16 protein-coding genes and 1 tRNA gene are annotated in these 25,318 nt (G+C 60.9%); 12 read left to right on the top strand and 5 right to left on the bottom strand.

The genetic code is table 11. The features are described 5' to 3' along the window. The first annotated feature begins 404 nt into the window (after positions 1-404). The gene (locus tag DW870_RS01275) at positions 405-1,871 is read left to right on the top strand and encodes an ATP-binding protein (RefSeq protein WP_117876654.1); all 1,467 of its coding nucleotides are present in this window, start codon (positions 405-407) and stop codon (positions 1,869-1,871) included. Positions 1,872-1,971: 100 nt separating this feature from the next. Here the strand turns inward: DW870_RS01275 and DW870_RS01280 are convergent, their stop codons facing one another. Then, on the bottom strand, positions 1,972-2,463 hold the full coding sequence (locus DW870_RS01280; RefSeq protein WP_117876656.1) for a hypothetical protein: 492 nt from the start codon (positions 2,461-2,463) through the stop codon (positions 1,972-1,974). Positions 2,464-2,678: 215 nt separating this feature from the next. Between DW870_RS01280 and DW870_RS01285 the strand changes: the two genes are divergently transcribed. Then, entirely contained in the window at positions 2,679-3,761 is a 1,083-nt protein-coding gene (locus DW870_RS01285) for an HNH endonuclease (RefSeq protein ID WP_117876658.1), read from the top strand. A gap of 445 nt (positions 3,762-4,206) precedes the next feature. Here DW870_RS01285 and DW870_RS01295 read toward each other — a convergent pair whose 3' ends face one another. Together DW870_RS01295 and DW870_RS01300 are read right to left on the bottom strand one after the other, a co-directional pair. Next, positions 4,207-4,893: a DUF5710 domain-containing protein gene (locus DW870_RS01295; protein WP_117876660.1), complete on the bottom strand. Its 687-nt coding sequence runs from the start codon at positions 4,891-4,893 to the stop codon at positions 4,207-4,209. Positions 4,894-5,119: 226 nt separating this feature from the next. Continuing rightward, positions 5,120-5,194 (bottom strand) — tRNA-Val (locus DW870_RS01300). A 289-nt stretch (positions 5,195-5,483) separates the two neighbouring features. Here DW870_RS01300 and DW870_RS01305 point away from each other — a divergent pair. The 3 genes from DW870_RS01305 (at position 5,484) to glmM (ending at position 10,377) form a co-directional block, all read left to right on the top strand. Then, positions 5,484-6,506: a DMT family transporter gene (locus DW870_RS01305; protein WP_199573571.1), complete on the top strand. Its 1,023-nt coding sequence runs from the start codon at positions 5,484-5,486 to the stop codon at positions 6,504-6,506. A 143-nt stretch (positions 6,507-6,649) separates the two neighbouring features. Continuing rightward, the gene (locus tag DW870_RS01310) at positions 6,650-8,962 is read left to right on the top strand and encodes a DUF4012 domain-containing protein (protein ID WP_117876662.1); all 2,313 of its coding nucleotides are present in this window, start codon (positions 6,650-6,652) and stop codon (positions 8,960-8,962) included. Between the two features lie 83 nt (positions 8,963-9,045). After that, positions 9,046-10,377: a phosphoglucosamine mutase gene (gene glmM / locus DW870_RS01315; protein WP_117716606.1), complete on the top strand. Its 1,332-nt coding sequence runs from the start codon at positions 9,046-9,048 to the stop codon at positions 10,375-10,377. Between the two features lie 192 nt (positions 10,378-10,569). Here glmM and DW870_RS01320 read toward each other — a convergent pair whose 3' ends face one another. Next, a complete protein-coding gene (locus DW870_RS01320; RefSeq protein ID WP_117876664.1) occupies positions 10,570-12,144 on the bottom strand; it encodes a carboxypeptidase M32 in 1,575 nt (524 codons plus the stop codon). A 502-nt stretch (positions 12,145-12,646) separates the two neighbouring features. Here DW870_RS01320 and pheS point away from each other — a divergent pair. The 6 genes from pheS (at position 12,647) to DW870_RS01350 (ending at position 20,226) form a co-directional block, all read left to right on the top strand. Next, complete coding sequence (pheS, locus tag DW870_RS01325; RefSeq protein ID WP_117876666.1) at positions 12,647-13,723, top strand: phenylalanine--tRNA ligase subunit alpha; 1,077 nt, start codon at positions 12,647-12,649, stop codon at positions 13,721-13,723. A 159-nt stretch (positions 13,724-13,882) separates the two neighbouring features. After that, positions 13,883-16,336, top strand: a complete 2,454-nt coding sequence (gene pheT / locus DW870_RS01330) for a phenylalanine--tRNA ligase subunit beta (RefSeq protein WP_117876668.1) — start codon at positions 13,883-13,885, stop codon at positions 16,334-16,336. A 249-nt stretch (positions 16,337-16,585) separates the two neighbouring features. After that, the gene (gene cbiM / locus DW870_RS01335) at positions 16,586-17,668 is read left to right on the top strand and encodes a cobalt transporter CbiM (RefSeq protein ID WP_117876670.1); all 1,083 of its coding nucleotides are present in this window, start codon (positions 16,586-16,588) and stop codon (positions 17,666-17,668) included. Next, on the top strand, positions 17,646-18,482 hold the full coding sequence (locus DW870_RS01340; RefSeq protein WP_117876770.1) for an energy-coupling factor transporter transmembrane component T: 837 nt from the start codon (positions 17,646-17,648) through the stop codon (positions 18,480-18,482). The genes cbiM and DW870_RS01340 overlap by 23 nt, the downstream gene beginning before the upstream one ends. Before the next feature lie 44 nt (positions 18,483-18,526). After that, on the top strand, positions 18,527-19,297 hold the full coding sequence (locus DW870_RS01345) for an energy-coupling factor ABC transporter ATP-binding protein (protein WP_233539796.1): 771 nt from the start codon (positions 18,527-18,529) through the stop codon (positions 19,295-19,297). A gap of 80 nt (positions 19,298-19,377) precedes the next feature. Next, positions 19,378-20,226, top strand: coding sequence for a hypothetical protein (locus tag DW870_RS01350; RefSeq protein ID WP_117876674.1), 849 nt, complete (start codon positions 19,378-19,380; stop codon positions 20,224-20,226). 201 nt (positions 20,227-20,427) lie between these two features. Here the strand turns inward: DW870_RS01350 and pyk are convergent, their stop codons facing one another. Next, on the bottom strand, positions 20,428-21,888 hold the full coding sequence (pyk, locus tag DW870_RS01355) for a pyruvate kinase (RefSeq protein ID WP_117634311.1): 1,461 nt from the start codon (positions 21,886-21,888) through the stop codon (positions 20,428-20,430). A 442-nt stretch (positions 21,889-22,330) separates the two neighbouring features. On the opposite strand from pyk, the gene DW870_RS01360 reads away from it, so the two are divergent. Continuing rightward, positions 22,331-25,012, top strand: coding sequence for a cation-translocating P-type ATPase (locus DW870_RS01360; protein ID WP_117876676.1), 2,682 nt, complete (start codon positions 22,331-22,333; stop codon positions 25,010-25,012). The last annotated feature ends 306 nt before the right edge of the window (positions 25,013-25,318 follow it).

Here is a 25,318-nt window from a genome sequence, read left to right on the forward strand (position 1 = left end):
CAAGAAAGGGCGGAGGCGGGGCATGCCCCGCCTCTTACACCACATCTCTGTGCGCTACCCTCTCGATATCCGACCGTCCGAAAATCCTCGCTCGTCCATCACTCGCGTATCTCTCATCTCTCACTCATCTCTAATACGAGAGATAACAGAAAGACGAGAGATAAATATGAGAGATAACTGAGCAGCAAAGAGACAAGCAATCATGGTATTATCTCAATACCGATTGTTCTACCAGCAAAAACATGTTTATATGAAACAGATGGCAGACATCTTATCTTTTATCTCTCACTCATCTCTAATATGAGAGATAACAGATAGATGAGAGATAATTACGAGAGATAACTGAGAGACGAAGGAAATCCATTCGCGGCATTCTTCGCAGAACCAAGCGAAAGGACGTGCAGATGAACGAAAACGAGCTGACCGGTCTGCTCGAGTCTTTAAGGCGCATGGGCTCGGACGATCTTAACGTCGAGGTCAAGGAGAGCGCCACGACGCTTTCCCGCGACGTATGGGAAACGGTTAGTGCATTCGCGAATACCGCTGGCGGAATTATCGTGCTCGGCGTGAGCGAGCGCGCGGGCTTTATCCCGGTCGAGAACTTTGAGACCGAGAAGGTGCTCAACCAATTCGTAGCGGGCATGGGTGATGCCGGCGGCCGCGGAAAACTGGCCAATCCGCCCAAATACACCATTGAACGCGTGGAGCTTCAGGGCACCGTGGTTCTGGTCATCGCGATTGAGGAGCTCGACCCGTCGAGCAAGCCTTGTTATGTCATAGAGCGGGGCGCTCAAGGCGGCAGCTACAAACGCATCGATGACAAAGATGTCCCGCTTTCGTCGACTGAGGTCCTGTCCTTGTCATCGTATGAACGGACGAGCCCCAGTGATCGCGATGCAGTACCCGGCGCGGTCGCAGGCGATCTTGACGAGGCCCTGGTCGACCGCACGATAGAGCGTGCTTTCTCGCTGACACCCCGTGCAATGCGCGGCGCGCCGGACAAGAAAACGAAGCTGGAGCGCCTGAATTTCCTCGACTCCCAGGGCAATGTTACTAAGGCCGGGCTCCTGGCCGCGGGTGCCTATCCTCAGCAGTTCTATCCCAAGCTCTTTATCGATGTGGCGGTCTATGCCGGAACGCAGAAGGGCGCGGCGGGGTCGTTGAGGTTCATGGACCGTACGATCTGCGAGGGAACGTTGGGCGAAATGATCTCGGATGCCGTCGCGGCAGTCGCTAAGAATTTGCGGCGAACCTCGACGATCCAAGGCGTCTCGCGTGTCGACTCGCTGGAGATTCCCGAGGAGGTCCTGCGCGAGGCAGTCGCCAACGCGGTTATCCACAGGGAATACGGGGATCGGTTCTGTGGGCAATCGATCGCCGTCGACGTTTTTGACGACCGTATCGAGGTGACGAATCCCGGCGGCCTTTATGGAGGGAAGACTCGCGAGAACTTGTTTGACGGCAGCTCCCGATGCCGTAATGCAACGCTCGTGAAACTCATGTCGATTGTTCCACTGCCGGATGGCGCGGGCTCGCCGGCTGAGGGAAATGGCTCGGGCATCCCGATGATGATCGATGCCATGCGCGCGCATGGTCTGGCCGAGCCCCTGTTCTGCCCGGGGTTCGATCGGTTCAAGGTTGTACTTTACCGTTCAAAGGTTGAGCCGGTCGATCATGGCGGGGACTTGATTATGACGGCACTCAAGCGCTACGGCGAATTGGGGACGCGCGAACTGGCGGAGCGCACGGGACTCACGGTTTCCCAGGTTAGGGCACGCGTCAATGCACTCATTGCGCAGGGTGAGCTTGAGCCGACGGCGCCGTCGACAAGCCGCAACCGCAAATATCGACTGTCAGAGCGCGTGGAATAAATGCGTTAGTGGACGAGGCGACCCATTAATCGACTCTCGATTGGCGCCCACCAGGGTAAAGCAGTTGTTGCCCAGTCGACGGTGATGCTAAAGACTCGGCTTACGCCGGCATGGCCCCGAACCCGCCCGTCAAGAACAGTCTAAGAACCAGCTTGATGACATATCCCGGTTTGACTTCTGCCGCGTCAAAGACGTGGCGCTCGGCGAGCTCGCTGCAGTATGCATAGATGTCGCGGATGAGCTTCGCGCTCGAGAGCGTAAACATGTAGCCTGCGTCCGAAAGCGCATTGGGTGCGGCGGGCAACTTGGCCATGTGGCAGAACGTTTGCAGGTCGGGCGCCATAACATTCTGGTAGTCGAGGTGGCCGCTGGCATCCTGTGCGGCAAGCTCCAATTGGCGCACAAAATCCAGTGCCGCCGCTAACACAAAGCTCGGCGTAGGCGCATTGACGTCCTGAGTGGTCGCCACAAGCCTGCCCGCCGCCTGCGTGACAAGCCAAGCGACCTCGCGCTGGCAACGCACGGCCTTGCGCGTAACCGGCTTGATGGACGAAGAAGAAACGCTTCCCTTAGGCGGATTCGAAACAGCCACAAGACCCTCCCATGAACAATCCGGCCCAACAAGCCCGGACGAAACACGTGCTACATCAGTATACAGGGGAGTGGGGTAGTGGGGCGCGGGCGCGCCAGCGGCAAACCGAGAGCATCAACGATGTGCCGATTGCGGAATGAGATCTCGTAATAATTGACTCTCGGCCATATTATTGAAGGGCATGACTCGTGTTCGTATGGTTGTAGGTGCTGGCGATGAACGACTTTGACCTTGCTGTTCCGTTGATGGATGGACCAAGCTATGACCGTGCCTGCAGTCTCGTGCCTTCCGAATACGTTGAGGCATGGGAGTGGTTTCTGGGTGAGGAGCAGCGCGGCGGCGTTTGGACCAGCCTTCCGCACCACACCAAGGAAGATAGCCCTCAATATCAGTATCGTTTGAGAATTGGCTCGGACTTCTTTCCCGTAACGCGGGATTCAGGGATCTTCTGGCCGGGCCAGGATCGGGTGAAGCAAGATCCCGATAAGATCTTTGCGCTCTCGGTTCATAACTCTAAAAAGAGTTTCTATACCGATGTTCCTCCGCTCTATTTGGATGACGGCACGTGGGTCATTAAGTATTCGGTTCAAGCGCCGGGCACCGTTGGTTCTCGAGACCAAGACTATAACCGGAAAATGCTCAACTGCATGGAATGTGGCGTTCCAGTTGGAGTCATATTTGCAACTGAGGTTGGCTATAAGGTGCTTGGCCTTGCGTTTGTTGAACGGTTCGAGCCCGAAAACGGCTGGTTTGTTCTGCATGGTCCCGTTCATAAAGGCGGGCCTGACCCTCGTTTTGCGTCCGACATGAGCTATCTGAAGCACATGCCAGTCGACATTGAGTTTGCCGGACGGGATGCGACCGATGACGAAAAAGTTCGCTATGCGTTAAGGCGCGAGCGACTGGGGCAGCAATGGTTCCGCAAGCAGCTCGTTGCCGCCTATGACGGCCGTTGCGCGGTGTCGGACTGCGGCGTCAGCGAAGCTCTGGAGGCTGCACATATCGAGAATTACTCGGGCCCTAAATCGCAAGTTGCCAGCAATGGCATTCTGCTTCGGCGCGACTTACATTCCCTATTTGATGCTCATCTGATTTCGTTTGAGCCTGTTTGCGGTGAATATCGGCTGTGCGGATCGTACCTGCTGGATAAGACCGACTACGCTTCCTTTGCAGGTGCGACGCTAAGGCAGCCGAATGAGCGTCAGTGGCGACCCAATACGGCGTTTCTTGAGGCCCATCGCATTGAGTTCGATCGCTCGGAAAAGAAGCGTGAAAAGGCGGGGATTCTGCCGTATTAGCGTATTTGGCTTTGGTGGTCTTTTAAGATCGTGTTGTTTGATCGGATCGCGTGGCGATGCAATTTCGCGCGCACTTGCTGGTGCATGCTCTTCCTGGTTTCAATTACGGGAAGGGAGCGAGCGTGAGCTGGCGAGGCGATGTCGTGATGGGGAAGTACGGAAAACTGCCGCGTGCCCTTATCGACAACAATATGTTTCCGAGCGTAGAAGTTGATTGCGGGTCGTTTGTCGTCGCCTGTCCTTGTTGCGGCTCGCAAATACCGTGTCTCGACATTCGGTTCATCGATGCGCGCGACAGACTCAGCGACGAAGTGAGAAAACGGACAGGCGTTCATATGCCGGTGTACCCGGAGAAATGCCCTGTTTGTGGCCTCGATATCGTGTACGACGCCGGCGACGAGGGATAGGTGATGCGGAGGAGCTGGCTGTGAAGGCCTCTCCGTCCCTACAAATAAATCCCCTCACCGAGTTGCCTGTGGAACTCGGCGTGATGGTCGCGTGCCCAGGTAAAGAGCGCCTGGTCAAAGTCAGTGCGCGTAGCCGGGACGCCAAAGACGCCGGCAACTTCGACGCGCACAAACTCCAGTTCCGGCAGCTTGTTGATGGCAGTGAGGGCAAACGGGGATGAGGGCTCCTCGAACAGATAGCGGCTGCCTTGCAGTGCGTCGCAACTGGTGCACGTGTTGCCGAGCGACGGGGCTTTGGAGGCTCGCGCGCCTACGGGCTTGTAGCCGCAGCGCTTATGAAGGTAGTCGCGGATCTCGCCCGGCACGCAGCCAAGAGCGGGCACGATGGCGAGTGCGCTGGCGTTGGCCGTGTCGATGGCAATGTGCCCGGCTTCGTTGGGCGCGTGCGCGATGGCGATGCTCTCGTCGTTATCGGTTCGATAGGGAATGCCGAAGGCCGCGACCGAGGTCTCTTTGTGACACTTCCAGCACTCGCGCTTGCCCAGTACTAGATATATATACGGCGCCGAGAGGTCGGATCGGTCAACACCGGGCAGCCACTCGGCAAAGGGTTCGGGGTTGACGCCGCTAGGTACATACCAGATCTTCTTGGTTCGGTCCCATTTGGCGCCCAGCGCCTTGGCTTCTTCTTTGTGCGAAAAGGGAACATCGAGCTCGGTGCGCATGGCGGCTCCTTGGTGCTGCAGGTGCAAGTGGCTCAAGGATACCGCAGGGCGCAGACATCGCGGCGTTTTGCTGAGAAGTTGCGGTGCGGACTGATTGGTTATGCCGATGGATAGATCGGCAAGTAGATGGTCGGCTTTTGGCTAGTTGGGCGGTTGGAACTGCCGGCGGATTTGGCGACATAAAACAAAACAGCCCAGAGGACATAGCCTCTGAGCTGCGAACATTTGGTGGGCGTTAGAAGATTTGAACTTCTGACCTCTTCCGTGTCAGGGAAGCGCTCTCCCCCTGAGCTAAACGCCCGATCAAGGGTGCGCAAGCGCGCAAGGGATAATATAACGGAGCCTGAACTCGGTGGCAAGAACATTTTTAAAAATCGCTTACATTGTGGAATTCGGGGGCTTTGCCATATCCATTTCAAAAGAGCCTGCTGCCGCGATTTGGCTGTCGCATAATGCAAGGCCATTGCGGTATCGAGCTATGGAAAGACGCCTGCGGAATTGTCCTACCGATAAGCGGACAAGCCTCCAGCTGGTGACTTCGCCGTGGTAAGGTAAGCCGAATTGCTTCCAGACTGTTTCGGGGGAGTGGAATGAGCAAAGAGTGTGTCGAGCAGGTCGAAGGCGCAGGGGCTTCGGTGCCGATGGCCGATATATCGAACATTGATGTGCCCGAGGGCACCGACGAGCTCAGCCGCAACACCCGTCGCGCATGGCGCGACCGCCTGAACAACGCTTCGACGCGCAAGATGATCACGGGCGTCTTGGCTACGCTGGTGGGCGGTTCGTTTTGGGGCTTCTCGGGCACCAGCGCGAGCTTTCTGTTCGAAACCTACCACGTCGACACCTTGTGGCTTATGAGCGTGCGTCAGATTCTCGCCGGTCTACTCTTTATGGCCGTGGTTGTTACGCGCGACCGCGAGCGCCTGGTTAAGCTCTGGACCACACCCGCCGATCGCAAGCAGCTGCTGCTCTTTACCGCCTTTGGCCTGCTGTTCAACCAGTTTTGCTATCTATCGGCCGTGCGCCTGACGAACGCCGGAACCGCGACGGTGCTCCAGTGCCTGCAGCTCGTTATCATCATGGGCTACACCTGCGTGACCGATCGCCGCATGCCGCGTACTCGCGAAGTCATCGGCATTGGCTTGGCTCTGGGTGGAACCTTTTTAATCGCCACCGGTGGCGACCCCACCAGCCTGAATATCTCGCCGCTCGGTCTGATCGCGGGTCTCATGTGTGCGGTCAGCGCTACATGCATGGCGGTGATTCCCGCCAAGATCCTGCCCGAATACGGCAGCCCCATCGTCACGGGCTCGGCAATGCTCACGGCGGGCGTGGTCTCGTGTGTCTTCGTGCAGCCCTGGGCGCATATGCCGGCGCTCGACGCTGCCGGCGTCGAGGCGCTCGCGGTGTTCGTGGTTATCGGCTCGTTTTTTGCTTACATGCTCTATATGCAGGGCGTTAAGGACATCGGCTCGGTGCGTGCGAGCCTCATCGGAACCATGGAGCCGGTTTCGGCCACCATCACCAGCGCCCTTATGCTGGGAACGGTGTTTTTGCCCACCGACCTGGCGGGCTTTGCCATGATTATCGCGATGGTGTTTTTGACGGTGTAGATGGCGCCAAGACGGAAAAGGCGTTGTGCCGCATTTTCGCCAATTGACGTCCGTGTCTGGAGTTTAGCTGTCGATGCTCAAAATGCCATAAACTAGTAACGTTATGGACTTTTTCATTGCGACTCAATTGCGAGGATTTCTTTATGGCTGGTAATCACTTTAAGGGCAGCGATAGCGGCCGTCCTGCAGTTCCGCCGCGTCCGAACGGGGCTGGTAAGGCCGGCACGCCGGGCGGCGCTGGACAGGGCGGCTCCGGTAAGCGCGTGTCCCCGGGCGAGACGGCGATGTTTACCGCTCTGTACGAGCAGTCTCAAAAGGCAAAAAAGACCGGCCGTGCAAGAGGGAGTGTCTTTGCGGGCGGTGCAACCTCCACGTCGCAGCCGAGCGGGGCTCCTTCGGTACCTGCGAACAACGCAGGTGCCGCCAACGCCGCGAATGCCGCCGGCAACGTTAATGCCGGCAAGGCCGCCAACAATACCCCCTCTGCCGGTGGCGCGGGGCTTACGGGTAACCTTGGCACGATTTACACCGGCGCCTCCGAGACCGGCACGTTCGCCCGCCTGGATGATAGCGGTGCCGAGTTTGCGGGCTCGGGTTCCAAGGAAGATTATTACGATTTTGGCTTGAACTACGGTAGCGACGCTTCGTCGAGTTCGACCTCTGACGGTCTGGTCCGTCATCGCCATCGCAAGGGCGAGCGCAAAAAGCGTCACACTGGCGCCATTATTGCCGCTGCAGTCGCGGTGCTTCTCGTTGCGCTTGGCGCAAGCGGCTTTATGCTGCTTAACTCGGCAAAGACCGTAAAGAGTGAAGCGAAGGAGGCCGTCGAGATTGTCGGTGGCCTTAAGGACAAGGTCACGTCGGGCGATTTTTCGACGCTGCCTGACGACGCGAAGAAGATCGATGAGCTTTGCGACAGCATGAAGGCGGAGACCTCGAGCCCGCTGTGGACGGCGGCTTCGTTTATCCCGGTGTATGGCAGCGACATCAATGCGGCCCGCACCATGATCGACGCCCTGTCCGATGTCTCGACCAATGCGCTGGTTCCCATGGCCGATAACCTTTCGCAGGCCACGCCCGGCAAGCTGTTTCAGGACGGCATGATTAACGTGTCCGCGCTGCAGGCGGTCGCCGATTCGCTTTCCAGCAGCTCGAAGGTGTTCAAGAGCGCCAACGAGAAGATCCAGGGCATTGGCGATACTCATATTTCCCAGGTGACCGAGCTGGTCGATAAGGCCAAGGACGGCTTTGCCACCCTCAACGGCGCGGTTGACGCGGCGGAGAAGGTCGCCCCCGTCCTTCCCCAGATGCTCGGCGCCAACGGCCAGACGCGCAACTACCTTGTGTACGCCATGAACAACGTCGAGATTCGTGCCTGCGGCGGCTTTGGCGGTTCGCAGGGCCTGATTTCAGTTACCGATGGCCAGATGTCGATCGGTGACTTTGTCCCATGTATTGCGCTTGGCAAAGACGAGGCGGTTGAGAGCGTCGACGAAGAGGACGAGACACTGTTTGGTGACCACAGTAACCTGTACAACTCTGGTAACGCGTATTCGCCCGATTGGCCCCGCAACTCGCAGCGTGTCGCAGCCCTGTGGAAATCTCAATATGGCCAGGACGTTGACGGCGTCGTGGGTATCGACCCGGTGTTCCTGCAGTATCTGCTGGGCCTGGTCGGTAATGTGTCGCTGCCCGACGGAACGGTTGTCGACGGCACCAACGCCGCAAAGGTCCTCATGCACGATGTGTACTGGAACTATCCGGTCGAGGAGTCGGACGGCATCTTTGCATCCGTCGCCAGCGCTGCCTTCGACAAGATCCTTGGCGGTATCGGCGATGTCGATGTTACGAAGCTTGTCAGCGCCGTTGAGCGCGGTGCCGAAGAGGGACGCCTGATCGCGTGGATGAAAAACGATGATGAGCAGAATGCCATCAAAGAGACGGGCATTGACGCTTCGCTGCCCGATCCAGATGATCCGAGTGCCGATCCTGTTGCCGGCGTTTACTTTAACAACCTGAGCTTCTCCAAGCTCGACTGGTACCTGAACGCCGATACGCAGATTGGCCAGGGCGTCAAGAACGGTGACGGCACGTGCTCGTATCGCATCACCGTTACCCTGACGAACATCATGACGCAGGAGGAGGCCGGCAAGCTGCCCGACTACGTCGCGGCGAGCGCACCCGATGCCGCGCGTGACGACGAGCGTCTGAATGTCTCGTTGTTTGCCCCGACGGGCGGCAACATTACTGATCTGACCGTCGAGGGCACCCAGTTTGGTCTTGGCGCCGCTGCGTGGCATGGAATCCCCTTCTATTCGGGCACCGTTGACCTGCATGCTGGCGAGACGACGACGATCACGTATACGCTGACCACGTCGGCCGAGGCGGGGGACAAGCCGCTTACGCTGCGTCAGACTCCTACATGCCAGGCGGCTCGCGACAGCGCGTCGGCGTAGGGTTTTTCTGGTTGCGCAGATAATCGAGTACCATTTTGGGGCGGACAGGCAATCTGTTCGCCCCTATTTTGTAAGGAGAGCGCATGAAGTACTTTGGCACCGACGGCTTTCGCGGTGAGGCTAACGTTGGGCTGACGGTAGAGCACGCTTATAAGATTGGCCGTTTTGTGGGCTGGTATTACGGCGCCAACCGCGAGCGCAAGGCGCGCGTCATCGTGGGTAAGGACACGCGTCGCTCGAGTTATATGTTCGAGGCGGCGCTGGTGAGTGGCCTGGTCGCGAGCGGTGCGGACGCCTATATGCTGCACGTGATCCCCACGCCGGGTGTAGCGCATCAGACCGTGGAAGGCTGTTTCGATTGCGGCATCATGATCAGCGCGAGCCACAACCCGTTTTGCGATAACGGCATTAAGCTCGTCAACAGCGACGGTTTTAAGATGGACGAGGACGTGCTGGAGCTCATCGAGGACTACATCGATGGCAAGAGCGAAGTTCCGCTGGCCACGGGCAACCACATCGGTGCCACGGTGGACTACATGCAGGGCCGCAACCGCTACATTGCTTCGCTCATTGCAAGTGCGAACTTTTCGCTGCAGGGCGTCAAGATCGGTCTCGACTGCGCCAACGGCTCGGCTTCCTCGGTGGCCAAGCCGGTGTTTGACGCGCTCGGTGCCGACGTGCGCGTGATCAATGCCGCGCCCGATGGCTTTAACATCAATGTGGACTGCGGCTCCACGCATATGGAGCGCCTGCAGCGCCATGTGGTGGAGCAGGGCCTGGACGTGGGCTTTGCCTATGACGGCGATGCCGACCGCTGCCTAGCCGTGGACGAGCGCGGTCGCGTGGTCGACGGCGACCAGATCCTGTACGTGTGCGGCGTGTACCTGAACAAGCACGGTCGCCTTTCGGGCGGTACCGTGGTGCCGACGATCGCCAGCAACTTTGGCCTGATCAAGTCGCTGGAGCTTGCCGGCCTGAGTGCCGTGACCAGCGGCGTGGGCGACCGTCACGTGTATGCCAAGATGCGCGAGGGCGGCTACAGCCTGGGTGGCGAGCAGACGGGCCATACGATCTTTGGCGATATCGAGCGCACGGGCGACGGCATTATGACCTCGCTGCGCGTGATGGAAGTGATTCGTGCCGAGCGCGAGACGCTCTCGCAGCTCACGGCCCCGTGCAAGCTGCTGCCGCAGGCGCAGGTTGCCGTGCGCGTGGCGGACAAGGACGCCGCGCTCGAGAACATGGGCGTGCAGAACGCCATCGCCGAGGCCGAGGCTGCGCTGGCAGGCGAGGGCCGCGTGCTCGTACGCAAGAGCGGAACCGAGTCGGTGATTCGCGTGCTCGCCGAAGCCCCCGACCAGGCAGCCGCCGACGCCGCCATGAAGCGCATCGCCAACGCCCTGGAAGCTCTGTAGTTACGCGGTTTTACCAAACCGCGTAACCGCTCGACGCTGCAAACGACCCTAAGCGGCAATCTGACGTTCAATTTCAAGTAGTCATGGGGGACGTTCTTAAACGACTAGTCATTAAAGAACGTCCCCAATGACTAGGGGGGCGCCGCGGGATAGATCCTGCGGCGCCCCTTTGCGTTGTGTGTTGTCTAAGCTTTAAAGCTCGTACAGCGTGGTGAACTTGTCCTGCAGGTAGCTGCAGTAGTAGCGGGAATCAAAGGCCATGCCGCAAGCGCCCTTGATGAGCTCCGGTGCGTCCTTGGCGCGGCCCCACTGCCAAATGTGCTCGCCCAGCCACGCGCGGACGGGTGCCAGATCGCCGCTCGCACAGGCGCCATTGAGGTCGACACCGTCGCGGCACATGGCCGGCACAAACATGGCGTCGTAGGCGCTACCCAGCGCATACGTGGGGAAGTAGCCAAACGAGCCGCCGCTCCAGTGCGTATCCTGCAGGCAGCCGCGCGTGTCGTCGGGAACGGGAATGCCCAGGTACTCGTTCATAAAGCGATTCCAAAGCGCGGGGATGTCCTTGGCCGTGGCCTCGCCGGCAAACAGCATGCGCTCGATCTCGTAGCGCACCATAACGTGCAGCGGATAGGTGAGCTCGTCGGCCTCGGTACGGATCAACGACGGCTGCGCGATGTTCACGGCGCGGTAGAGTGTGTCCTCGTCGACGTCGCCGTAGACCTCGGGTGCGTGGCGGCGCAGCACCTCGAGCAACGGGCCCATAAAAGCGCGGCTGCGACCCACGGTGTTCTCGAAGAAGCGGCTCTGGCTCTCGTGGATGCCCATGGAGGTGCCACCCTCAAGACAGGTGCGCGCATAGGCAGGATTGACGCCCAGCTCGTACATGGCGTGTCCCGCCTCGTGGATGATGCTGTAGACGTTGGAGATGCAGTCGTCCTCGTAGATGTGCGTGGCGATGCGCGCGTCGCCTACCGAGAAGCCCTCGCTAAACGGGTGCTCGGTAAAGGCAAGCGTGGTGTCGTCCAGGTTCAGGCCGACGAGTTTCATGAGGTCGAAGCTCATGGCGCGCTGGGCGGCCTCGGGCACACGGGCGTGCAAGAAGTCGGCAGCGGGCTGCTGGCCGCGCTCGCCAATGGCATGCACAAGCGGCACGACCGTGGCCTTGACCTCGTCACAAAACGCGTCGAAGCTCTGGGCGGAAAGGCCGCGCTCGTACTGGTCGAGCCACACATCGTAGGGGTCGCGCTTGGGGTCCATGAGCTCGGCCTGATGCTTAAGTTGGGCGACGATTCTATCCACATAGGGCTCAAAGCTCGCCCAGTCGTTGGCCGCCTTGGCCTTGTGCCACACGGCGTCGGCCTCGCAGGTGAGCCTGGTCCAGGCCTCGGCCTCCTCGGTGGGGATAACGCTCGCCTCGCGCTGGTCGCGGCCGAGCACGCGGATCTCGTCGAGCAGCTGCGGGTCGTCGATCTTGCCGCCGGCGACGGTCTCGCGCGCCAGCGAACGCACGAGCTCGATAGACTTTTCGCTGGTCAGGAGCTTATGATGCTCGCCGGCGAGGGTACCCATGGCGTCGGCGCGCGCCGCGGCGCCGTTGGCGGGAGCAATGGTCGCGCCGTCAAACTCGGCAATCTTGAGCAGGTACTCGCGGGTCCACAGCTTGCCCTCGAGCTTGCGGAACTTCTTGACGGCCTTATCGACCTTCATGCCCTTGGGTGCCTTGCCCTCCGCGGCCTTGGCCTTCTTATCGAGTTTCTTTCCCATACCATATCCTTAATCTCGCAGACCGGACGCCACGGGTGGGCGTGCGGTCAGTTTGCACAGCTACCTGCTTTGTACCCAGCGCGAACAAAACGGAACGCGGCGATGCACACGCAGAATGTGTTATCCTATAGCCCAATGCGTTGACGGAGAGGGTTTTGCCCGCCGCGTCGCCGGCAAGAGAGGGAAGGTCATGGGCTGCAAGCCTTCCTGCGGTGACAAGGGCCAAGCGTTCACTCCCGAGCAGCAACCTCAACGGGCGCGGCCAGCGGCGGCGAAGCCCCAGTAGGGAAGCCGTGAGCCTCGCGAAAAGGGGCAAAGAGTGGGCGCGGCGGGCCAGACATCCGCCGGGTCAAACAAGGTGGTACCGCGGAATTCAACCGTCCTTGGGCAATGCACATGCCCGAGGACGGTTTTTTGTTACCGAACCGGGCCGCGCATCCGTAAGCGTCGGGTAGCGCCAGCTGCCTCGGCAAGCGGATGCGCGAGAGACGAAAGGGAAGACATGAGTCTGATTGATGATCTGGTCAAACTCGAGGAAGAGGCCAAGGAGCTCGTCGCAGGCGCCGACGACGCCGAGAAGCTCGAGGCCGCGCGCGTCGCGCTGCTCGGCCGCAGGGGCCGCATCACCGGCCTGATGCGCATGATGGGCAAGCTCGCCCCCGAGGATCGCCCCGTCATGGGCAAGCGCGCCAATGAGATGCGTCAGCTGATCGAGGGCATGCTCGACGAGCGCACCACCGAGATGAAGGCTGCCGCCCTCAAGCACGCACTCGAGCACGATGCCGTCGACATCACGCTGCCAGGCATCCGTCCGCAGATCGGCCATCAGCACCTGATCAAGCAGATCATCGAGGAGGCCGAGGACATCTTCTGTGGTATCGGCTACACCGTCGAGTCCGGCCCCATGGTCGACACCTCCTACTACAACTTCACCGCACTCAACGCCCCCATGGATCACCCGAGCCGCTCGGCCCGCGACACGTTCTACGTGGTCGACAACAATCCCGGCAGCGTCGCGCACCCCGAGGCTCACGCCCACGGCGAGTCCGACGTGCTGCTGCGCACTCAGACCTCGGGCGTGCAGATCCACACCATGGAGTCGCAAAAGCCGCCCATCTACATGATCTGCCCGGGCACCGTCTACCGTCCCGATACGGCCGACGCCTGCCACCTGCCGCAGTTCAACCAGATCGAGGGCCTGGTCGTCGACGAGGGCATCACCTTTGGCGATCTTAAGGGTACGCTCGACTACTTTGTTAAGTGCATGTTTGGCGAGGACCGCAAGACGCGCTACCGCCCGCACTTCTTCCCCTTCACCGAGCCCAGCTGCGAGGTGGACGTGAGCTGCCACGTCTGCGGCGGCAAGGGCTGCAACTTCTGCAAGCACAGCGGCTGGATCGAGATCCTGGGCTGCGGCATGGTCGACCCCAACGTGCTGATCAACTGCGGCATCGACCCCGAGAAGTACACCGGCTTCGCCTTTGGTATTGGCGCCGAGCGCGTCGCGGCCCTGCGCTACGACCTGCCCGACCTCAGAACGCTCATGACTGGCGATATGCGTTTCTTGAATCAGTTCTAGGCTGCGGCTTGCCCAAGCACGGCACCTTGCCTTTCAATCGTCGGTTGCGTACCTAAGTACGCGGCCCTCCTCTTTCAAGGCAATCTGCGGCACTTGGAAAACCCGTCTCCGTTGCAGTTTTTTGGCTCAAAGCCGCATTTATGAAAGGAGACCAGTTAGATGCGCGTTTCTTACGACTGGCTCAAGACCATGATCGATATTCCGGAGGATCCCAAGACCCTTTCGGACGAATATATCCGTACCGGCACCGAGGTCGAGGCGATCGATGCCGTGGGCGAGTCCTTCGACCACGTGGTTACCGCCAAGGTACTCACCAAGACCCCGCACCCCGATAGCGACCATATGTATGTGTGCTCGGTCGACGTGGGCGACAAGAACCTCGACGCCGACGGCAACCCCGCTCCGCTGCAGATTGTCTGCGGCGCGCAGAACTTTGAGGCCGGCGACCACATCGTCACGGCCATGATCGGTGCCGAGCTGCCCGGCGACATCAAGATCAAGAAGAGCAAGCTGCGCGGCGTCGTGTCCATGGGCATGAACTGCTCTGCGCGCGAACTCGGCCTGGGCGGCGACCACTCCGGCATCATGATCCTGCCCGAGGATACGCCCTGCGGCATGCCGTTTGCCGAGTACGTGGGCTCGAGTGATACTGTGCTCGACTGCGAGATCACGCCCAACCGTCCCGATTGCCTGTCCATGATCGGCATGGCCCGCGAGACCGGCGCCATCTTCGACCGTGATTTCCACGTTGAGCTGCCCGCCATCAAGATCGAGACCGGCCGCGCGACCGACGACGAGCTTTCGGTCGAGATTGCCGACGAGGGCCTGTGCGACCGCTATGTCGCCCGCATCGTGCGCAACGTGAAGGTCGGCCCGTCGCCCGACTGGATGGTCAAGCGCCTCAATGCCCTGGGCGTGCGCCCGCACAACAACATCGTCGACATCACCAACTATGTGATGATGCTCACCGGTCAGCCGCTGCACGCCTTTGACCTGGACACCTTTGCCGAGCGCGATGGCCACCGCCGCGTGGTGGTTCGCGCCGCCCAGCAGGACGAGAAGTTCACGACCCTCGACGGCGAGGAGCGCACGCTCGACGCCGGCATGGGCCTCATCACCGACGGCGAGCGTCCCGTGGCGCTGGCCGGCGTCATGGGCGGCATGGATTCCGAGATCGAGGACGACACCGTCGACGTGATGGTCGAGAGCGCCTGCTTTAACGCCGGTCGCACCTCGCATACCAGCCGCGACCTGTCGCTGATCTCGGACGCCTCCATTCGCTTTGAGCGCCAGGTCGACGAGACCGGCTGCGTGGATGTGGCCAACGTGGCCTGCGCGCTCATCGAGGAGATTGCCGGCGGCCAGGTCGCTCCCGGCTACATCGACGTGTTCCCCGCTCCTAAGACCATCGACAGCATCAAGCTGCGCCTGGCCCGCGTGCACGCCATCTGCGGTGCCGACATCGAGCCCGACTTTATCGAGCGTTCGCTCACCCGCCTGGGCTGCACCGTCGAGCGTGACGGCGAGGACTTTATGGTCACTCCGCCGAGCTTCCGCCCCGACCTGCCGCGCGAGATCGATCTGATCGAGGAGGTCCTGCGCCTGTGGGGCATGGGCCGCGTGACGGCGACCATCCCGGCTGCCAAGAACCACATCGGCGGCCTGACCCGCGAGCAGAAGCTCACCCGTAAGGTCGGTGAGATCCTGCGCGCCTGCGGCCTCAACGAGACCACGACTTTTGGCTTTGCCGCCCCGGGCGACCTGGAGAAGATCGGTATGTCCACCGAGGGCCGCGGTTGCCCCGTGGTGCTCATGAACCCGCTGGTGGCCGAGCAGACCGAGATGCGTCGTTCGCTGCTGCCGGGCCTGCTGCAGTCCGTGGCCTACAACGAGGCGCACGGTACGCCCAACGTGCACCTGTACGAGGTCGGCAACCTGTTCCACGGTCGCGAGAACGCCAGCCTGCCCAAGGAGACCAAGTCCGTGGCGGGTGTGCTCTCGGGCCAGTGGAGCGAGCAGTCCTGGAACATGAAGTACCGCAAGCTGCGCTTCTTCTTTGGCAAGGGCATTGTCGAGGAGCTGCTCGCCCAGCTGCGCATCGAGAAGGTTCGCTTCCGTCCCGTCGAGGGCGAGGGCTACGCTTTCTTGCAGCCGGGTCGTGCGGCCGAGGTTCTGTCCGGCGGAACCGTGCTGGGCTGGGTCGGCGAGATTCACCCCGAGGCGCGCGAGGCGATGGGCATCGATGAGGTCGTCGTTGCCTTTGAGCTCGATTTGGACAAGCTGATCAAGGGCGCCCGCAACCAGGAGAACTATCGCGAGTTCTCGCAGTACCCGGCTGTTGAGCATGACCTTGCCATTGTGGTCGACAACACTGTGACCTGCGAGGATCTTGAGCGTCGCATTACCAGTGCCGGCGGCAAGCTGCTCGAGGGCGTGCGCCTGTTCGATGTCTACCGCGATCCGGTCCGCATCGGTGCGGGCAAGAAGTCCATGGCCTTTGCGCTCACGTATCGCTCGGACGACCACACGCTTACCAGCGAAGAGGTCGAGAAGGCGCACCAGAAGATCGTCACCAAGGTGTGCAAGGGCGTAAACGGCGAGGTCCGCGGCTAGGGCTTGCGATGGGAGTGTAGGGCCTGATGGCGGTTGCTGCGGAGCTCTGCGCGACCGCGGTGTTCGGAATAAGGCATCGCTGACCCTGCATATATGACACGCGCATTACAAAACGGCGTGCTGCTTTTGTGGCGGCGCGCCGTTTTGCTATCATAGCCTGCGGCGTGTTACGAATCATCTAGCTCGTAACACTGATGAAATGTTTCAGGCGGCGCTGCAATCCCATGCGCCGGCAACCGGGAGGCGTATATGCACATTCCAGACAACTACCTGTCCCCGCAGACCGATGCCGTCATGGCGGTGGCGATGGTTCCCGTTTGGGTTCACTGCATTAAGAAGGTGCGCGCCACGCTCGATCGCGAGCACATGGCCTTTCTGGGTATTTGCGCCGCATTCTCCTTCTTGCTCATGATGTTCAACGTGCCGCTGCCTGGCGGCACCACTGGTCACGCTGTTGGTGGCGCGCTCATCACGCTGCTGCTGGGCCCCGAGGCCGCGGCTATCGCTGTCTCGGTCGCGCTGGCGCTGCAGGCGCTGCTGTTTGGCGACGGCGGCGTTCTGTCGTTTGGCGCCAACTGCTTTAACATGGCCTTTGTGCTGCCGTTTGTCGCTGCTATCGTGTTCCGTGCGCTCAACAGCCGTCTGCACGACAAGAGCTGGGGCACCTCGGTTTCTGCCATCGTGAGCGGTTGGGTCGGCCTGTGCCTGGCGGCCCTGTGCGCGGCAATCGAGTTTGGTATTCAGCCGATGCTCTTCACCAACGCTTCGGGCGCCCCTCTGTACTGCCCCTTCCCGCTGTCCGTGGCTATTCCGGCCATGTTGATCCCGCATATGCTGGTTGCCGGCGTGATCGAGGGCGTGGCGACGGCCGCCATCTACGGCTTCATTAAGAAGACGGCGCCGAGCATTATCGTCGGCCCCGAAGCCGCCGATGGCCAGCTTGCCGCCGATGGTACCGCCAAGAAGACTTCCCTGATTCCCACGCTCATTCTGGTCGCCGTGCTTGTTGTGGCCACGCCGCTGGGCCTGCTGGCCACGGGTGACGCATGGGGCGAGTGGGACGCCGAGGGCGCCGCGACTGCCGTTCAGGAGGCTGGCGACGACAGCCTGCAGGCTTCGGTCGGCCTCGATACCCCGACCTTTGCCGATGCCCTGCCCACGGTCGATTATCTGCAGGCCTATTCCGAGGAGCAGGGTCTTGGCTTTGCCGGCCAGGCTGCGATGTATATTCTTTCGGGCGTGATTGGCGTGGCGGTGCTGACCATCGCATTTCGCCTGGTCTCGCTGACGGTCAAGGAAAGCGGTGCTCATGGCAATAGCCGAGCTGCCTAGCTGGCTTGCGGTCGAGCAGCGATACGAGCCCGCGGGGGCTCGGCATCGTGTGATGCAAAAGAATGTCCTACACCTGGCGAGCCTGCTTGAGCGGGTTCGCCTGGGTGGAGGCGCGCACGAGGGCGGGTCGATGGTCGACCGCGCCCTTTCTTGCGTTTCGGCTCCGGTGCGCCTGGTGGGGATGTTCGTCTGCGTTCTGTGCGTGTGCCTGACACAGAGCCCGCTTTACCTCATGTTGATGGCGGCTATCGCGCTGGTGCTCGTTGCCGTGCGCCCCGTACGCGGGCTGCGGGCAACCTTTGTGCCGGCGCTTGGCGCTGCGGGGCTCGCGGTGGTTTTGGCACTGCCTGCCCTGCTGCTGGGCGCGTCTGCCACGGGCGCCATGCTCAAGATCGCGCTCAAGACCTTCATTAATGTGTCGCTGGTGCTGGGCGTTTCATGGACGCTTACCTGGAGCCGCATGTCGGCGGCGCTCAAAATGTTGCACCTGCCCGACGAGGTCATCTTTACTTTCGATATGGCGCTCAAGCATATCGAGGTGCTGGGACGCACGGCGCACGATCTGTGCGAATCGGTCATGCTGCGCAGCGTGGGTCGTGCGCCTGCGGGTTTTTCGCGCACCGACTCGCTGGCGGGTATCATGGGCATGACCTTTATCAAGGCGATGGAATGCAGCCGCGCGATGGACGAGGCTATGCTTTGCCGTGGCTTTGCCGGTGCGTATCCGACTCCCGCGCGGAGCGGCTTTGGCTGGCGCGATGCGGTCTATGCGGTCGTCGTGGTGCTGCTCGCCGTGTTGTGCGCGGTGCTGTAGCGCGGGCGGCCGAGCCGTCGATGTGGATAGGGAAGGGCGACGTTTTGGCAAACGATACGAATAACGCGATGGGTGCGAGCGGTGCTGCCGGCGCCGAGGTCACGCCGCTCATCGAGTTTCGCGACGTGCTGTTCTCCTATGCGGGGCATACGGTTGTCGATGGTGTGTCGCTGCAGGTCGATCGTGGTGAACTCGTTGCCCTACTCGGTCCCAACGGCTGCGGTAAGACGACGATTATGCGCCTTATCAACGGTCTTGAACTAGCGGACGCGGGTGCGTACCTGTTTGACGGGCACGTGATCGATGCGGCATATCTCAAGGATTCCGCAGCCGCTCAGCGTTTTCATCAGCGCGTGGGCTTTGTGTTCCAGAATGCCGACGCCCAGCTGTTCTGCGCTACGGTGGGCGAGGAAGTTGCTTTTGGCCCCGCGCAGATGGGGCTGCCGACAGACGAGCTCGAGCGCCGCGTCCGCGATGCCATGGAGCTGTTCCAGGTTGCCGATCTGGTCGATGCCTCGCCCTATCAGCTTTCGGGCGGGCAAAAGAAGCGCGTTGCGCTGGCTGCGGTGGTGTCGATGAACCCCGATATCCTAGTGCTCGATGAGCCCACCAACGGGCTCGATGAGGACTCGTGCGACATCGTAGTCAACTTTTTGCTGGCCTACGTTGCTGCCGGTAAGACGGTTTTGATGAGTACGCATCATCAAGATTTGGTGCGCCGCCTGGAGGCCCGTGCCATCTATATCGATCGATATCACCATGTGGTCGAGGCGCCCGTGCCGTCGTATGGAACCGAAAGCGGTGCTGCGGAATAGTTGCTGCGTAGGGTATGTATGGCCGCCTGTGCGACTCTGCCGTGATGGTATAGTTATCCAGGTTTTTTATGGGGGTGGCTATGCCAAGCTGGAACATTCATATCGCTCAGACGGAGCGTTTGCTGGGGCGCACCAGTGCGCTTGCCGATAGCGTGCGTGACCGTAATGCCTTTTTGTTTGGCTGCGTGGTTCCGGATATCTTCGTGGGCTATATGGTCCCTGGCATCGCCGATCCCATTCCGTATCGCATTACGCACTTTGCAAAGCCCGAGCCTATCCCTAAGCCGCGCGAGCACGAGTTCTGGGATACCTATGTGGCGCCGCTGCTTAAAGGCGCACCCGCGGGCGAACCTGCAGAGGCTACCTCGATTGTCGAGGAGCGCGAGCGACTGAACCGCGTGCACTATCCTCAGCGCTACAGGGATGCCGAGCCGGTTGTCGGTCCCGGCGCCTGTGAGTTCTCGCTTGCGTCCGAAGATGTGGCGCAGTCGCTGCTCGATTTAACGCTGGGCGTCTGGTCGCATCTGGTGGCCGACACGGTATGGAACACGCGTGTGAACCAGTATCTGGAAGCACGCGGCGGCAAGCCGTGCGAGGAATTCCGCATTAAAAAGCAGGGCGATTTTGACTGGTTTGGCAAGACGCTGGGCATCGTTTCCATTCCGCGTGCGACCGATCGCCTCTATACCGCTGCGACGCGTTTTGGGCAGTATCCCATCCATAAAGAATATGTGCTCAAGACTATCGGCGTCATGCACGAGATTGTACGCGAAAACCCCGGCGAGCCCGATCATCCGCCGTATCGCCTGCTAACCGAGGAGTTTTTCGATGCAACGTTTACCGAGGTCATCGAGCTGACCGAGGCGGGATTTGCGGCTCGCGTCGCTGCTTCTGACGTTCCCGCAGTCCCCCTGATCGCTAGCTGCTAGCCGGCCGGCTTAACGGTGAACAGTTCATTCCAATTGACCAACGGCTCCCGTCGCAGGGCGTCTTCGGTGGTGCGCTCGGCATCGGAGAGGCTTGCGACTGAACACAAATCGATGATGCGGCATACGAAGAAGGTCTAAAAAGGGCCCGGAAGGCAATGCCTTCCGGGCCCTTTGCAATGCAAATCTGCTTGCAAGTGCGATTTAGCGCACCTGAGCGACGTAAGCGACGTTGGTCGAGGAGACCTTGTCCTCGAGCTGGACGCTCATGCGGGGATCGCCGGCGGTGGCGACGGTCAGGTCGCCGGCCTCGACGTAGCCGAGCTCCTTAGCGGTCTCGATCGCCTTGACGATCGTGCCGTTGACGGTGCCCTGGGTAATCTCGGCCTGGTGCGGGATAACGCCCCAGTACATGATCATCTGCTGGACGGCCCACTCGTGGCGGGAGAACGCGCAGATCGGCATGTTGGGACGGAAGTGCGAGATCAGGCGAGCGGTACGACCGGTGGTCGTCGGCACGGTGATGCACTTGGCGCCAACGGTGGTGGCCATGTTCACAGCGGACATACCCACAACGTTGTTGACGACGCGGGTGCCGTGAGCATCGGCCGGAACCTCGAGCGGAGCGTGGGCCGGGAGGTACTTCTCGGTCTCGAGAGCAATGCTGGCCTGCATCTTGACGGCCTCGACCGGGTACTTACCGGCAGCGGACTCGCCGGACAGCATGACGGCGTCGGTGCCGTCATAAATGGCGTTAGCAACGTCGGCAACCTCGGCGCGCGTCGGGCGCGGGTTCTGCTGCATGGAGTCGAGCATCTGCGTAGCGGTGATGACGGGCTTGTAGGCCGCGTTGCACTTGGCGATGATCTCCTTCTGGATGTGCGGAACGAGCTCGGGCTTGATCTCGATGCCCAGGTCGCCACGGGCGACCATGATGCCGTCAGAAGCCTCGAGAATCTCGTCGAAGTTCTCGACGCCCAAGGCGCACTCGATCTTCGGGAAGATCGTCACGTGCTCGCCGCCGTTCTCGCGGCAAAGCTCGCGGATGCCGCGGACGGACTCGCCGTCACGGATGAAGGAAGCGGCGATGTAGTCGATGTTCTCGGTCAGGCCAAAGAGGATGTCCTGACGATCGCGCTCGGTGATGGCGGGCAGCGAGATGTTGACGTTGGGCATGTTGACGCCCTTGCGCTCGCCGATCAGGCCGTCGTTCTTAACGACGCAGGTCATGTCCTGGCCACTGACGGACTCGACCTCGAGGGCAACCAGGCCGTCATCGATCAGGATGAGGGAGCCCTTCTCGACCTCGGAGGGCAGAGCCAGGTAGTCGAGGGAGATGTGCTCAGCGGTGCCGTGGAAATCCTCGGACGTGGGCTGAGCGGTGACGACGATCTTATCGCCGGTCTTGACGGCAACCTTCTTGCCGTCGACCAGAAGGCCGGTGCGGACCTCGGGGCCCTTGGTGTCGAGCAGGATGCCGACAGGCAGACCGAGCTCCTTGGAAATACGGCGGACGCGCTCGATGCGACCGTGGTGCTCGTCGTAGGAGCCGTGCGAGAAGTTAAAACGGGCGACGTTCATGCCCGCCTTGATCATCTCGCGGATGGTCTCGTCGCTATCGCAGGCGGGACCCATGGTGCATACAATCTTAGTGCGCTTGTACATTCAGACCTCCATCTGACATCGTCTTGCGCTGATAGATAAACCATAAGAAATAAAACCGAGATGATTATAACGAAATGCCGACCGAATACCCCAAAAAATCGACCGTATGCCGAAATGGAAGTTCATTTTTTGCGGGAAAAACGGTATATGGAAAATCTTTACCAACCACTCCAACCGCTGCTATCTGGGCGATATGTCAGTTTGGCGATGTGCCGAAGAAAAAACGTTTTACCAATGTTGAGCATCACACGGTCTGCACCGTTGCGTGCGGACCATATTTCCAAACCGATTGTTTTGGCTAGACGCGTCGCTTTGGGGTACCATAGCTCCACTATCAACTGCCGCTCAGCACGGCAGCCTTGATGAGCCCTTGCCCTTCTCCTGGGAATTATGATCGGGCATCAATCTGCTGAGTGGCCCGAATCCCAGGAGGGGATTCTATATGCAAAAGGAATACCTGTCCGCCGCGGCGGAGGTGCTCAGCGACCAAGGTGTCGATGAGAACCTCGGCCTGAGCAACGACGAGGCGTCGTCGCGCCTCGCCAAGACAGGCCCTAACAAGCTCGAGGAAGCCGAGAAGACGCCGTTGTGGAAGCGCTTCTTTGAGCAGATGGCCGACCCCATGGTCATCATGCTGATCGTTGCCGCCGTCATCAGCGCGCTCACGGGCATGGTCAAGGGCGAGGCGGACTTTGCCGATGTCGCCATCATCATGTTCGTCGTTATCGTCAACTCGGTGCTGGGCGTGGTCCAGGAGGCTAAAAGCGAGGAGGCTCTCGAGGCCCTGCAGGAGATGAGCGCGGCGCAGTCCAAGGTGCTGCGCGACGGCAAGCTCGTGCACCTGCCGAGCGCCGAGCTCGTGCCCGGTGACGTGATCATGCTCGAGGCGGGCGACTCCGTCCCGGCCGACTGCCGCGTGCTCGAGAGCGCCACGATGAAGATCGAGGAGGCCGCGCTCACCGGCGAGTCCGTGCCCGTAGAGAAGCACGCCAACGTGATCGAGCTTGCCGCGGGCACCGATGACGTGCCGCTCGGCGACCGCAAGAACATGTGCTACATGGGTTCCACCGTGGTATACGGCCGTGGCCGCGCCGTCGTGGTCGGCACCGGCATGAACACCGAGATGGGTAAGATCGCCGGCGCCCTGGCCGAGGCCAAGGAGGAGCTCACGCCGTTGCAGGTGAAGCTCGCCGAGCTCAGCCGCATCCTTACCATTATGGTGATCGTCATCTGCGTCGTGATCTTTGGCGTTGACATCCTCCGCCACGGCGTGGGCAATGTCCTCACCGACCCGACTGCCCTGCTCGACACCTTTATGGTCGCCGTCTCGCTTGCCGTCGCCGCCATTCCCGAGGGCCTGGTCGCCGTCGTGACCATCGTCCTTTCGCTCGGCGTGACCAAGATGGCCAAGCGCCAGGCGATTATCCGCAAGCTCTCTGCCGTCGAGACCCTTGGCTGCACGCAGACCATCTGCTCCGACAAGACCGGTACCCTTACCCAGAACAAGATGACCGTCGTCAAGCACGAGCTCGCTGCGCCCAAGGAGAAGTTCCTGGCCGGCATGGCGCTGTGCTCCGATGCTCAGTGGGACGAGGAGCTGGGCGAGGCCGTGGGCGAGCCGACTGAGTGCGCGCTCGTCAACGACGCCGGCAAGGCGGGCCTCACTGGCCTGACTGCCGAGCATCCGCGCGTGGGCGAGGCCCCGTTTGACTCGGGCCGCAAGATGATGTCCGTGGTCGTCGAGACCCTGGATGGCGAGTACGAGCAGTACACCAAGGGTGCGCCCGACGTGGTGATCGGCCTGTGCACCCATATCTACGAGGGCGAAAAGGTCGTCCCGCTGACCGAGGAGCGTCGCGCCGAGCTCGTGGCCGCCAACAAGGCCATGGCCGACGAGGCTCTGCGCGTGCTGGCGCTGGCAAGCCGCACCTACACCGAGGTCCCGAGCGACTGCAGCCCCGCTGCGCTCGAGCACGACCTGGTCTTCTGCGGCCTGTCCGGCATGATTGACCCTGTCCGCCCCGAGGTCGCCGACGCCATCCGCGAGGCGCACGATGCCGGTATCCGCACCGTCATGATCACGGGCGACCACATCGACACCGCCGTGGCCATCGCCAAGCAGCTGGGCATCGTCACCGATCGCAGCCATGCCATCACCGGTGCCGACCTCGATCGCATGAGCGACGAGGAGCTCGACGCGCACATCGAGGACTACGGCGTGTACGCCCGCGTCCAACCCGAGCACAAGACACGCATCGTCGAGGCTTGGAAGTCGCGCGACCAGATCGTGGCCATGACGGGCGACGGCGTCAACGACGCCCCGTCCATCAAGCGCGCCGACATCGGCGTGGGCATGGGCATTACTGGTACCGACGTCACCAAGAACGTCGCCGACATGGTGCTCGCCGACGATAACTTTGCCACCATCATCGGCGCCTGCGAAGAGGGTCGTCGCATCTACGACAACATCCGCAAGGTCATCCAGTTCCTGCTTTCGGCCAACCTTGCCGAGGTGTTCTCGGTGTTTATCGCCACGCTCATCGGCTTTACCATCTTCCAGCCGGTGCAGCTGCTGTGGGTGAACCTGGTCACCGACTGCTTCCCCGCGCTCGCGCTGGGCATGGAGGATGCCGAGGGCGACATCATGAAGCGCAAGCCGCGCAACGCCAAGGACGGTGTCTTTGCCGGACATATGGGTCTGGACTGCGTGGTCCAGGGCCTAATCATCACCGCGCTGGTGCTGGCGAGCTTCTTTGTGGGCGTGTACTTTGACATGGGCTACATCCACATCGCCGATATGATCGCCGGCAATGCCGACGAGGAAGGCGTGATGATGGCGTTCATCACGCTCAACATGGTCGAGATTTTCCACTGCTTCAATATGCGCAGCCGTCGTGCGTCGCTGTTCACCATGAAGAAGCAGAACAAGTGGCTGTGGGCTTCCGCCGCGCTGGCACTGGTGCTGACGGTGATCGTGACCGTGCAGCCGACGCTTGCCGAGATGTTCTTTGGCCCCGTGACGCTTGAGCTCAAGGGCGTTGTCGCTGCCCTGGGCCTGGCCTTCCTGATCATCCCGCTGATGGAAATCTACAAGGCGATCATGCGCGCGGTCGAGAAGGAGTAACGTTCTCGTCCGGGCCCGCCCCACGCCCTTTCTCCCTCACTGGTCCTCGCGCTTCGCGCTGCGGGATCGTTCGGGAGAAAGGGCTTCCGGGGCGGGCCCTGCGGTATCCTTGCTGGCTTTTCTCCCGCGCGGATGATAAAGGGCTGAGGGAAAGTTTGTGAGCCGATCGAGCGTTTGCTCGACCGGCTCTTTTTGATTTAGGGCTTTGCCCGGCCAGCTCTTTTTGATTTAAAATACCTGCTCAGTTGTGTGGTTTTGTGCTGGGAGGCATCTGTGGGCAAGGCTAAGGCTAAAGCGAAGAAAAAG

This window comes from Collinsella sp. AM38-1BH, assembly GCF_003467545.1.
Classification (GTDB): domain Bacteria; phylum Actinomycetota; class Coriobacteriia; order Coriobacteriales; family Coriobacteriaceae; genus Collinsella.

Excerpts from the sequence above, each read along its gene's own strand:
- DW870_RS01275 (WP_117876654.1), top strand. The coding sequence starts at position 405 with ATGAACGAAAACGAGCTGACCGGTCTGCTCGAGTCTTTAAGGCGCATG.
- DW870_RS01285 (WP_117876658.1), top strand. The coding sequence starts at position 2,679 with ATGAACGACTTTGACCTTGCTGTTCCGTTGATGGATGGACCAAGCTAT.
- DW870_RS01295 (WP_117876660.1), bottom strand. The coding sequence starts at position 4,893 with ATGCGCACCGAGCTCGATGTTCCCTTTTCGCACAAAGAAGAAGCCAAG.
- DW870_RS01305 (WP_199573571.1), top strand. The coding sequence starts at position 5,484 with ATGAGCAAAGAGTGTGTCGAGCAGGTCGAAGGCGCAGGGGCTTCGGTG.
- DW870_RS01310 (WP_117876662.1), top strand. The coding sequence starts at position 6,650 with ATGGCTGGTAATCACTTTAAGGGCAGCGATAGCGGCCGTCCTGCAGTT.
- glmM (WP_117716606.1), top strand. The coding sequence starts at position 9,046 with ATGAAGTACTTTGGCACCGACGGCTTTCGCGGTGAGGCTAACGTTGGG.
- DW870_RS01320 (WP_117876664.1), bottom strand. The coding sequence starts at position 12,144 with ATGGGAAAGAAACTCGATAAGAAGGCCAAGGCCGCGGAGGGCAAGGCA.
- pheS (WP_117876666.1), top strand. The coding sequence starts at position 12,647 with ATGAGTCTGATTGATGATCTGGTCAAACTCGAGGAAGAGGCCAAGGAG.
- pheT (WP_117876668.1), top strand. The coding sequence starts at position 13,883 with ATGCGCGTTTCTTACGACTGGCTCAAGACCATGATCGATATTCCGGAG.
- cbiM (WP_117876670.1), top strand. The coding sequence starts at position 16,586 with ATGCACATTCCAGACAACTACCTGTCCCCGCAGACCGATGCCGTCATG.
- DW870_RS01340 (WP_117876770.1), top strand. The coding sequence starts at position 17,646 with ATGGCAATAGCCGAGCTGCCTAGCTGGCTTGCGGTCGAGCAGCGATAC.
- DW870_RS01350 (WP_117876674.1), top strand. The coding sequence starts at position 19,378 with ATGCCAAGCTGGAACATTCATATCGCTCAGACGGAGCGTTTGCTGGGG.
- pyk (WP_117634311.1), bottom strand. The coding sequence starts at position 21,888 with ATGTACAAGCGCACTAAGATTGTATGCACCATGGGTCCCGCCTGCGAT.
- DW870_RS01360 (WP_117876676.1), top strand. The coding sequence starts at position 22,331 with ATGCAAAAGGAATACCTGTCCGCCGCGGCGGAGGTGCTCAGCGACCAA.